The following is a 9,839-nucleotide window of genomic DNA, read 5'->3' on the forward strand; positions in this document are numbered from 1 at the left end:
CAGCGGGAGCCGGGGCCGCAGCGGGAGCCGGGGCAGGCGCGGGTGCCGGAGCAGCCTCGGGAACTGCGGCCGGGGCCGCAACACCAGCGGCACCACCGATGACGGCCAGATCCGCGCCGACCTCGACGGTCTCGTCCTCCTCGACGAGGATCTTCGTCAGCGTGCCGCCGACCGGCGAGGGGATCTCGGTGTCGACCTTGTCGGTGCTGACCTCGAGCAGCGGCTCGTCGACGGCTACCTCGTCACCCTCGGCCTTGAGCCAGCGGGTCACGGTGCCCTCGGTGACGGACTCACCCAGGGCCGGCATCGTCACGGTCGTGCCCTCGCCACCACCGGCGGGCGCAGCAGCCGGAGCCGGAGCAGCCGGAGCAGCCTCAGGGGCCGGAGCAGCCTCAGGGGCCGGGGCAGCCGCGGGGGCGGGAGCCGGAGCAGGTGCGGCCTCAGGGGCGGGAGCCGGAGCGGCTTCGGCCGGAGCGGCCGCAGGGGCCGGCGCAGCGCCGTCACCGATCACCGCGAGGTCGGCACCGACCTCGACGGTCTCGTCCTCCTCGACGAGGATCTCCTGCAGGATGCCGGCGACGGGGGAGGGGATCTCGGTGTCGACCTTGTCCGTGCTGACCTCGAGCAGTGGCTCGTCGACGGCGACCTCGTCACCAACCCCCTTGAGCCAGCGGGTGACGGTGCCTTCTGTAACGGACTCACCCAGCGCGGGCATGGTCACGCGTTCAGACATCTGGCTGTTCTCCTTCGGTGCAGGGGGGAGAGGCGAATGTGTTCAGACTCTCATGCCGGGATGGCGTTGTGTACGGAGGGACCCCAAGCCACGCCGACCGCGGGCCCGAGGGAAGTCGACGTGTGGCAGCCACGATCAATGCGCGTGGTTCTCGAGGAGCGTCAGCAGTGTCGGGACCGCAGCGCCGGTACCGCCCTTGGGCACGTGCCCCCACGGCGCTCCTTCGTTGTAGGACGGGCCGGCGATGTCGAGGTGGGCCCACGTGATCGGCGTGCGGTCGCCGGGCGTGGCGGCGAAACGCTCGAGGAACAGGCCGGCGGTCAGGGCGCCGCCCCACCGGTCGCCCTTGTGTGCCAGGTCGGCGAACGGGCTGTCGAGGCTGGCGCGCAGGTCCTCAGGCAGGGGCAGCGGCCACATCTGCTCACCGGCGGTCTGCGCTGCGCCGAGCACCTCCTGGGTGAACGCCTCGTCGTTGCCCATGACGCCGGTGACGCGGGTGCCCAACGCGACGACGCACGCGCCGGTCAGGGTGGCCACATCGACGATGCGCTCGGCCCCCTCCTGCGAGGCCAGGCACAGGCAGTCGCCGAGCACCATGCGGCCCTCGGCATCGGTGTCGAGGATCTCGACGGTGGTGCCGTCGCGCATCGTCACGACATCGCCGGGGCGCTGAGCGTTGCCGCCGGGCATGTTCTCGGCGAGGCCGAGGTACGTCGTCACCGGCACGCGCACGTCGAGCACGGCGGCGGCGATCGTCGCCGCCGCCACGGCCGCGGCACCGGCCATGTCCGACTTCATCGTCGCCATCGACGACCCGGGCTTGATGTTCAGACCGCCGGAGTCGAAGGTGATGCCCTTGCCGACGAAGGCGACCGGAGCGGCCGAACTCGACTTCGGCGTCCACGACAGGCGGACGATCCGCGGCGGGTTGGCCGAACCCTGACCCACGCCGGTGATGCCGCCGAAGCCCTGCTCCCTGAGTTCGTTCTCGTCGAGCACGGTCACGGCGATCTTGACGCCTGCCGCCTTGACCTGCTCCTGAACCGCCTCGACGAAGGCCTGGGGCGTCAACCGGTTCGGCGGAGTGTTGACGAGGTCGCGGGCCCACGAGACGGCGTCGGCGAGCACCTCGGCGCGGCGCACCGCGACCGCGGCGGACTTGCCGGTGGAGGTGACCACCGAGAGCGAGGTGACCTTCGTCGATCCAGCCGGAGTCTCGCTGCTCCGCTTGTTCTTGCGATCGCCGGTCGAGCCGTCGGTGGCCTTCGCGCCACGAATGCCCGGGTACGCGTACGCGCCCATCAGGGCGCCCTCGACCACGGCGGCCAGCCCGGCGACATCGGCGTGCGGAATCGCCACGGCCACGCTGCCCGTCGCGCCGCGGGTGGCCACACCGGCCGCGCGGCGCAGCACATCGCCGCCCTCCGCCACCGGGGTGTCACCCAGGCCGGTCACGACGACGCGACGCGCCTTGACCCCCGAGGGGGCCGGCAGTGCCACCTGGGAGGCCGGCTTGCCCGTGGCGTTCACCGCGGCGAGCGCCGCGTTCAGGGCCTTGACCACCTTGTTGGGCAGGTCGTGGCCGTCGGCCAGGCGGGCCGCCTCACCGTCCGGCACGGAGGCCAGCACCAGGGTGTCGACATCGAGGTCGGCCGGCGACTTGGTGGCCAGCGAGGTGGAGATCGTGCTCGACACGGTGCGGGGGCTCATCGAGGGCAGGTCCTTCGGTTGGGAGTGATGCTGCCTGAGAAACACTACCCACCCCCGCCGACATGGTGCGCTGGGTAGGTTGACTCCATGACGTTCTCGACTCCGTTGACCTCACCGCTGCACGACCGCCATGTGGCCCTGGGAGCCAAGTTGGCGGACTTCGGCGGGTGGGACATGCCGATCGAGTACACCGGCGCAGGTGTGGTCGCCGAGCACACCGCCGTGCGCGAGGCGGTCGGCATCTTCGACGTCTCCCACCTGGGCAAGGCGCAGGTGACCGGTCGCGCCGCCGACGGCACGACCGCAGTCGACTTCATCAACGCCTGCCTGACCAACGACCTGCGCCGCATCACCGCCGGGCAGGCCCAGTACACCCTGTGCTGCACCGAGGACGGCGGGGTCGTCGACGACCTCATCGCCTATGTGCGCGCCGACGACGACGTCTTCCTCATCCCGAACGCCGCGAACACGGCCGAGGTCGTCGACCTGCTCAGCGCGGCCGCGCCGGCCGGCATCACCATCGTGAACCAACACACCCGCTACGGGATCATCGCCGTGCAGGGCCCGCGCAGCGAGGAGGTGCTCGAGGGGTTGGGGTTGCCGACCGGGCATGACTACATGTCGTTCGTCGACACGACCTGGCAGGGGCGGCCGGTGACGGTCTGTCGGACCGGGTACACCGGCGAGAAGGGGTACGAGATCGTCGCCGGGTGGGACGAGACTCCGGCCGTGTGGGACGCCTTGGCGGCCGCCATCGAACCCCTCGGCGGCCGGGCGTGTGGGCTGGGGGCGCGCGACACGCTGCGCACCGAGATGGGCTACCCGCTGCACGGCAACGACCTTTCGCCGTCGATCACGCCGGTCATGGCCGGATCGTCGTGGGCCGTGGGATGGGACAAGCCCAGCTTCTGGGGCAAGGCGGCCCTGACGGAGGAACGTGCGGCCAAGACCACCCGGTTGTTGCGGGGACTGCGGGTCACCGGCCGGGGCATCCCGCGGCCGCACTGCTCCGTCGCGGTCGACGGCGTCGACGTGGGCGAGGTGACCTCCGGGACGTTCAGCCCGACGCTCAAGGTCGGGATCGCGCTCGCGCTGCTCGACCGCAGCGTCAAGGTCGGCGACGAGGTCATGATCGACGTGCGCGGTCGCGACGTGTCGGCCGAGGTCGTCAAGCCGCCGTTCGTCACGACCGGCGTGCGTGACTGACACACCTGCGTCTGAGCCACCCGAGACGAGATTCGGAGATCAGCAGATGAGCGACACCTACACCTGGACCTACCTCGACGCGAACGGAGCGCAGATCACCCACCCCGATCTGCCGACGACGGCGTTCCCCAGCCAATCCGACGCCGAGGCGTGGTTCGCGGAGTCGTGGCAGGACCTGTCCGACCTCGGGGTCGAGTCCGTCACCCTGCGGCGCGACGGTGAGGTCGTGTACGGTCCGATGAGCCTGAGCGCCGGGTAGCGCCGGGCCTGCGATCAGCGCGGGGGCTGGCCGCGGTCGACACCCGGGCGCGGCACGCGCAGCTGCCGGAACTGGAACGTGCGCATCGCCATGTACCAGCCCAGACCCTTGGTCTCGACGTCGTTGCCGAACCGGGCCTTGAGCTTCGGCTTGGTGCGGAAGTAGAGCACGACCGCGTCGATCACTGCGTAGATCATGAGGATGTACACGGTGATGAAGAGATAGCCCGCCCACGTCTGGGCGAAGGCGGAGACGACTAGGACGACGAGCATGATCGGCAGGAGAATCTCACCCACCCCGATGCGGCTGTCGACGACGTCGCGCACGTAGCGGCGGACCGGGCCGCGGTCTCGGGCCGGGAGTGCGCTCTCCTGGCCGGTGTACATGGCCTCGCGCTGCTTGGCGTAGGCCTCGCGGCGCTCCAGCTTCGCGCGGCGTTTGGCCTCCTTGGGGTCCTCGACGAGCGGACGCTTGCGGGCCGCCTGCGCCTCCTTGCGCGTCGGCGTCGGGCGGTTCTTGGCGCCCTCGCGGTGGGGGTGGGCCTGCTCGGCCGGCTCCGGCGCCGGGGTGTCCTTCTTGCGTCCAAACATGATCGACCAGTCTACGTGGGCAACCGAGCTGGCCCTGCCCCGGGCAACGATCGCCACCCGAGACAGGGCCAACGGCACTCCGGCCTGTGCCGGGATGCTTCGGGCTAGTCCCGAAGTTCGCGCCGCAGGATCTTGCCCGTGACCGTCTTCGGCAACTCGTCGATGATCTCGAGCATGCGCGGATACTTGTAGGCCGCCATGCGCTCCTTGCAGTGCGCGATGAGTTCGTCCGGAGTGGCGCTGAACCCTGGCTTGAGGCTGACGAAGGCCTTGACGGTCTCGCCGCGCTTCTCGTCCGGGACACCGACCACGGCGGCTTCACGCACCGCCGGGTGCTCGGCCAGGACGTCCTCGACCTCGCGGGGCCACACCTTGTACCCCGAGGCGTTGATCATGTCCTTCTTGCGGTCGACGATGAAGATCCACCCCTCCTCGTTCATGAAGCCGACGTCGCCGCTGTGGAGGGCACCGTTGGGAATGCTTTTTGCGGTCTCCTCAGGTTTGCCCCAGTAGCCGGCGACCACCTGCGGACCTTCGGCGACGATCTCCCCGATCTCCCCGAACGGGAGATCCCGACCGGCGTCGTCCTGGACGCGGACGATCGTCGACGGCACCGGGACACCCACGGAGAGAGCACCGGAGGTGGGGTCGACGGGTTGCTGCGCACCGAAGGGGGCGCCCGTCATCGGCGAGGTCGTTTCGGTCAGTCCATACACGTTGTGCACGGTGATACCGGTGGCCTCCTTGAAGGCTCGCTCCGCCGCCGGAGCGATGGCCGCACCGCCGGAGTAGATCGACCTGAACGAACTGAAGTGGTCGCGCGTGAAGTCGGGGTGCAGGAGCAGGGCATTGAGGGCGGAGATGGCCCCGACGGTGTAGGCCGGTCGGTGCTCGATCAAGGCGTCGAGCACCACGGCCGGGTCGAACCGGAAGGCCAGAACGAGTGGCATCGGAGCCAGGAGGCCCACCGCGATATGCCCCACGAGCCCGGTGATGTGGAACAGGGGCGCAATGCCCAGGACCGAGCCGCCGGGCCTGAAGTGCAAGAAGTCGCGGTACACCGTCGCGTTGAAGACGACGTTGCCGTGCGTGTTCATGGCGCCCTTGGGCACCCCGGTGGTGCCCGAGGTATACGTCAGGAACGCGACGTCCTGGGCGGTCAGCGGCGCTCCATTCGGTTTCTGCCCGCGATGGGACTCGACGACCTCGAGCAGGTCCTCGGTGCCCTCGTGGCGACGGCGCTCCACCCCCGCGAAGATCCGAGGGTCGTTGCGCGTCTGAAGATCCAGTCCACTGGTCGTCAACACCAACTCCACCGCGGTGTCGGGCACCACGTCGCGCGCTACCGTGTCGTAGAGGTCGTCCAGACAGACGAGGATCTTCGCGGCAGAGTCGTCCAATACGTACTTGAGCTCGCGGGCCCGATTCATCGGGTTCACCGACACCAGTACGCCGCCCGCCTTCCACGCCGCCACCATGCAGATGACGAACTGCGGCACGTTCTGCAGATACACCGCCAGGTGGTCGCCCGGCCCGAACCCACGCGACTCCAGCGCCGCCGCGAGCGCGTCGGAGAGTTCGTCGAGTTCGGTGCGCGAGATGACGCCGTCGAAGTACAGGAGCGCGGCGCCGTCCGGATCAACGGCCAGCCCGTGACGGAACATGTCCAGCGCGTTGTCGTGCTCGGGGCGGAGATCGGCGTCCACACCTTGGTACAGGGACAGCCATGGGCGGCCGTCGTACGGAGAGGTCATCGACGGGCTCACTTCATGACGAGGGGGTTGACCGGCGCGCCTGTGCCCTTGGCCACCTTCAGCGGCGCCGCGGCGTACAGGAACTCATACACACCGTCGGTGGCGCAGTCCTCGGCGAGGGACTCGAGGTCGGTGATTTCGGTGAACGCAATGCCGAGGTTGCGCATGAGGGCATTGTGGAGCGTCAGCGCAACGCCATTGTTCGGATCGATGGTGATCTCGTTGGCGATGGTGTCCGTGACCAGGTTCGGGATCTCCATGTCGGCGAACCACTGAACGAGCTCAGGGCTGTAGACGAGTCCAGGCTCGCAGAAATTCGCGTAGAAGGACTCGCTGTCCTCGAAGAAGAGCTCGATGTAGTTGGTGCGAATCAGAAGGATGTCACGAGGGCGGAGCTCGACCCCCTGCTGGGCTGCGCAGGCGAGAAGGTCCTCGTGGGTGAATGTCTCGGCCGCGTCCAAGTGGGACTTCCCACGGAACCGAGCCATGTCGAGAAGCACACCGCGACCGACGACCCCGCGCTGGGCGATCGGCTCGACGCTGGCCAACTCCATGCCGCCGACCGTGCTGCGGGCGTCGTAGCCGTTCCACAGCTTGCCGCCGTACCACACGTGGCCCAAGGCGTCGTACTGCGTCGACCCCTGCAGAAACGCCTCGATCTTGTCGTCGGCGTAATGCAGGCCGCCCGGGAACTGCGGCGCGCCTTCACCGTCCCAAGAGGACTCATCGAGGATCTGGGTGCGCACCGCGGGGGAGCGGCCCGGCCAGACCGGGTCGCCCTTGGGGTCGCCGATGAGTCGCTGGATGGTGAAGACCTTGCCCTGCTGGACGAGCCGGGCGGCGGCTACAGCCTGCTCCGTACCGAGGTAGTTCAGGGAGCCAACCTCGTCGTTCGTCCCCCACTTGCCCCAGTTGGTCGGTGCGTCGGCGAGCAGGTCGTCGAGGGTGGGAGGTGTGGTTTCGGACATATTCTTCTCCTTTGAAGAGGGGGGTCGGTCACCGCGGTGACGCCAAGGAGGCCACGTGCGGCCACAAGAGAAGTACAGGTCGGCGGGGGCTTGCTTGTCGCCTGCGCAGGCGCACAGTTCTGTCGTGTATCCGCACAACCTCAGGGCCGTGACGGACGGCCCATGTTGTGCGACAGTGTCGGGGTATGAACGCAACGGCCTACTCCATCGACGGGGTCGACACCCGTGAGCCGGGGTACTCCGGCGCCCACGCACACGCCGCGTGGCGTGAATGGAGTTCGATGGTCCATGGGGAGTTCCGAGTCGACTTCACTGGCGACTCGTTCACCGGTAGGACGTATCGGCAGCGCACGGAAACGTTCCAACTCGTCTCGTGGACCAGCGAGCGGGAACATGTCCGACGTGAACGGCGGGGTATCGAACGAGACCCGCGCGGCCATTACGAACTACTCCTTCCAGTGAAGAGCACCCTGCATGTGGGGGTCGATGGACCAGACCACACCTTGAACGTCGGCGACATGGCGCTGACACCGATCGACAGCCCCTTCCACCTGGCGCATGGGGACGGGATTCAGGGACTCATGCTGCTTATTCCGCCGGAGCGACTGGAGGGCCGACTCGACATTGCGGGTTCGCGTGGCATTCGCATCGTGGCGGACACCGGGCTTGCCTGCGTGAGCCGGGACCTACTGCTGAGTCTTTTCCGCGAACGCCATCACCTCACCGGAGTGCAGTTCGACGCGGCGGTCGAGCGTGCCCTGGACCTGGTCGCGCTCGCGGCAGCAGGGGAGGACACCGCGCCGCCTCGCAGTGGGGACGCGGCTGTGCTCGCCTCCGTTAGTCGTCACGTCCGAGACCACGCCACCGACCTGGACTTCTCGATCGGATCGATGGCGGCCGCGATCGGCTGGTCACCGCGGTATGTGCAGGCCGTGCTCGCCCGCGCAGGTATGACCGCCACCGAGCTCGTTCGGCAGGAGCGACTTGAAATGGCACGACTGCGGTTGGGCAGCGACGACTTCCGGGACCAGAGCATTGCCGATGTGGCCACGTCCGTCGGCTTTCAGTCACCCAGTGCCTTCAGTGCCGCCTTCAAACGACATTTCGGGGTGGCCCCACGAGAGTTTCGTCGCGGTGGCGGTGATCTGATCGCCACCCATGCCCGACGGCGAGTCGTTGAGGGCGAGAGCGGCCACGTCTAGGGTCGGACCCATGACTGAATCGCCGCTGACCCCCGACGAGACCGACGCGATTCGGGCTCGCGTGGCCGCTCTCCTGCCCGCACTGCGCTCCGATCTCGAGTCGCTGGTGCGCATCCCAAGCGTCAGCCTCGATTCGTTCGACCAAGCCCACGTCGATGCCTCCGCGCAGGCGGTGGCCGAGTTGCTGCGCGCCGAGGGGCTCGATGTCGAGGTCGTGTCCGAGGGCGGCCGACCCGCGGTGATCGGCACGCTGACCGGACCGCCCGGAGCGCCGCACGTCACCCTGTACGCCCACCACGACGTGCAGCCACCGGGGGAGCGCAGCGACTGGGACTCCGACCCGTTCGAGCCGGTCGAGCGTGACGGACGTCTCTACGGTCGCGGCGCCGCCGACGACAAGGCCGGGGTCATGGCGCACGTCGCGGCCCTGCGGGCCCTGGGCGCCAAGGAGGGCCGCCTGCCCGTCGGGGTCACCGTCTTCGTCGAGGGGGAGGAGGAGATCGCCTCCGAGTCCCTGCCGCGGATCCTCGAACGACACGGAGCGCGGTTGCGCGCGGACGCGATCGTCCTGGCCGACTCACTCAACTGGGGCATCGGGCAACCGTCGCTGACGACGACGCTGCGCGGCACCGTGCGCGTGGTCGTCACGGTGCGCACGCTCAGCCATGGCGTCCACTCCGGCATGTTCGGGGGCGCCGCGCCGGATGCGTTGACCTCGCTGACGAGGCTCCTCGCGACGTTGCACGACGAGGTGGGAAACGTCGCCATCGCCGGGTTGAAGTCGGGGCAGGCCGCCGACCTCGACTACGACGAGGCGCAGTTGCGTCGCGAAGCGGGGATGCTCGCGGGCACTCAGGTCATCGGCTCGGGATCCCTGCTCTCCAGGTTGTGGACCAAGCCGGCCGTGACCGTCATCGGCATCAACGCGCCGTCGGTCGAGACGGCCGCCAACGTGTTGCTGCCGGCGGCGAGCGCGAAGATCAGCCTGCGCATCGCCCCCGACGAGAACCCGAACGACGCCTGGCTGGCGATCAAGGCCCACCTGGAGTCGCACGCGCCGTGGGGCGCCACGGTCGAGGTCGCCCTCGACGAGCAGGGGTGGGGGTTCGCCGCCGACACGACCGGAGCGGTGTATGACCAGGCCCGGGCGGCGTTCGCCGATGCGTGGGGCACGCCGTCGGTCGACGTCGGCATCGGCGGGTCGATCCCGTTCGTGCAGGCGTTCGCCGAGAAGTTCCCCGAGGCCGCGATCCTCGTCACCGGTGTCGAGGACCCGGACACCCGCGCCCACGGCGCGAACGAGTCGCTGCACCTGGGGGAGTGGGAGCGGGTCTGCGTCGCCGAGGCGTTGCTGCTCGCTCGCCTCGGCGCCCTGGGCACGCACACCTTCGCCGCCACCCCCGCCGAGCACACCCCC

At 69.1% G+C, this 9,839-nt stretch carries 9 protein-coding genes; 4 read left to right on the forward strand and 5 right to left on the reverse strand.

Annotation, left to right across the window (positions count from 1 at the left end):
• Both KD1_RS05320 and KD1_RS05325 read right to left on the reverse strand, forming a co-directional pair.
• A partial coding sequence (locus tag KD1_RS05320; protein ID WP_305069018.1) for a biotin/lipoyl-containing protein occupies positions 1-733 on the reverse strand: 733 nt, incomplete at its 3' end.
• Positions 734-868: 135 nt separating this feature from the next.
• Entirely contained in the window at positions 869-2,443 is a 1,575-nt protein-coding gene (locus KD1_RS05325) for a leucyl aminopeptidase (RefSeq protein WP_068398574.1), read from the reverse strand.
• 87 nt (positions 2,444-2,530) lie between these two features.
• Here KD1_RS05325 and gcvT point away from each other — a divergent pair, with 87 nt between their 5' ends.
• The gene (gene gcvT, locus KD1_RS05330) at positions 2,531-3,649 is read left to right on the forward strand and encodes a glycine cleavage system aminomethyltransferase GcvT (RefSeq protein ID WP_068398578.1); all 1,119 of its coding nucleotides are present in this window, start codon (positions 2,531-2,533) and stop codon (positions 3,647-3,649) included.
• Positions 3,650-3,695: 46 nt separating this feature from the next.
• Positions 3,696-3,908 (forward strand): hypothetical protein, encoded by a 213-nt coding sequence (locus KD1_RS05335; RefSeq protein WP_068398581.1) that lies wholly within the window; start codon positions 3,696-3,698, stop codon positions 3,906-3,908.
• 14 nt (positions 3,909-3,922) lie between these two features.
• Here KD1_RS05335 and KD1_RS05340 read toward each other — a convergent pair whose 3' ends face one another.
• The 3 genes from KD1_RS05340 to KD1_RS05350 all read right to left on the reverse strand — a co-directional run bounded on the left by KD1_RS05340 (position 3,923) and on the right by KD1_RS05350 (position 7,220).
• The gene (locus KD1_RS05340; protein WP_068398584.1) at positions 3,923-4,498 is read right to left on the reverse strand and encodes a DUF3043 domain-containing protein; all 576 of its coding nucleotides are present in this window, start codon (positions 4,496-4,498) and stop codon (positions 3,923-3,925) included.
• A 104-nt stretch (positions 4,499-4,602) separates the two neighbouring features.
• The gene (locus KD1_RS05345; protein WP_068398587.1) at positions 4,603-6,252 is read right to left on the reverse strand and encodes a class I adenylate-forming enzyme family protein; all 1,650 of its coding nucleotides are present in this window, start codon (positions 6,250-6,252) and stop codon (positions 4,603-4,605) included.
• A gap of 8 nt (positions 6,253-6,260) precedes the next feature.
• Complete coding sequence (locus KD1_RS05350) at positions 6,261-7,220, reverse strand: cyclase family protein (protein WP_068398590.1); 960 nt, start codon at positions 7,218-7,220, stop codon at positions 6,261-6,263.
• A 185-nt stretch (positions 7,221-7,405) separates the two neighbouring features.
• On the opposite strand from KD1_RS05350, the gene KD1_RS05355 reads away from it, so the two are divergent.
• Both KD1_RS05355 and KD1_RS05360 read left to right on the forward strand, forming a co-directional pair.
• On the forward strand, positions 7,406-8,422 hold the full coding sequence (locus tag KD1_RS05355; protein WP_068398593.1) for a helix-turn-helix transcriptional regulator: 1,017 nt from the start codon (positions 7,406-7,408) through the stop codon (positions 8,420-8,422).
• A 10-nt stretch (positions 8,423-8,432) separates the two neighbouring features.
• Positions 8,433-9,839: dipeptidase (locus KD1_RS05360; protein ID WP_083542127.1), on the forward strand; the 1,407-nt coding region annotated here is incomplete at its 3' end.

Origin of the sequence: Kribbia dieselivorans NBRC 106261, assembly GCF_001552435.1 — a bacterium.
Classification (GTDB): domain Bacteria; phylum Actinomycetota; class Actinomycetes; order Actinomycetales; family Dermatophilaceae; genus Kribbia; species Kribbia dieselivorans.

Coding starts and splice junctions, on each gene's coding strand:
- KD1_RS05325 (WP_068398574.1), bottom strand. CDS start 2,443: ATGAGCCCCCGCACCGTGTCGAGCACGATCTCCACCTCGCTGGCCACC.
- KD1_RS05345 (WP_068398587.1), bottom strand. CDS start 6,252: ATGACCTCTCCGTACGACGGCCGCCCATGGCTGTCCCTGTACCAAGGT.
- KD1_RS05355 (WP_068398593.1), top strand. CDS start 7,406: ATGAACGCAACGGCCTACTCCATCGACGGGGTCGACACCCGTGAGCCG.
- gcvT (WP_068398578.1), top strand. CDS start 2,531: ATGACGTTCTCGACTCCGTTGACCTCACCGCTGCACGACCGCCATGTG.
- KD1_RS05340 (WP_068398584.1), bottom strand. CDS start 4,498: ATGTTTGGACGCAAGAAGGACACCCCGGCGCCGGAGCCGGCCGAGCAG.
- KD1_RS05335 (WP_068398581.1), top strand. CDS start 3,696: ATGAGCGACACCTACACCTGGACCTACCTCGACGCGAACGGAGCGCAG.
- KD1_RS05350 (WP_068398590.1), bottom strand. CDS start 7,220: ATGTCCGAAACCACACCTCCCACCCTCGACGACCTGCTCGCCGACGCA.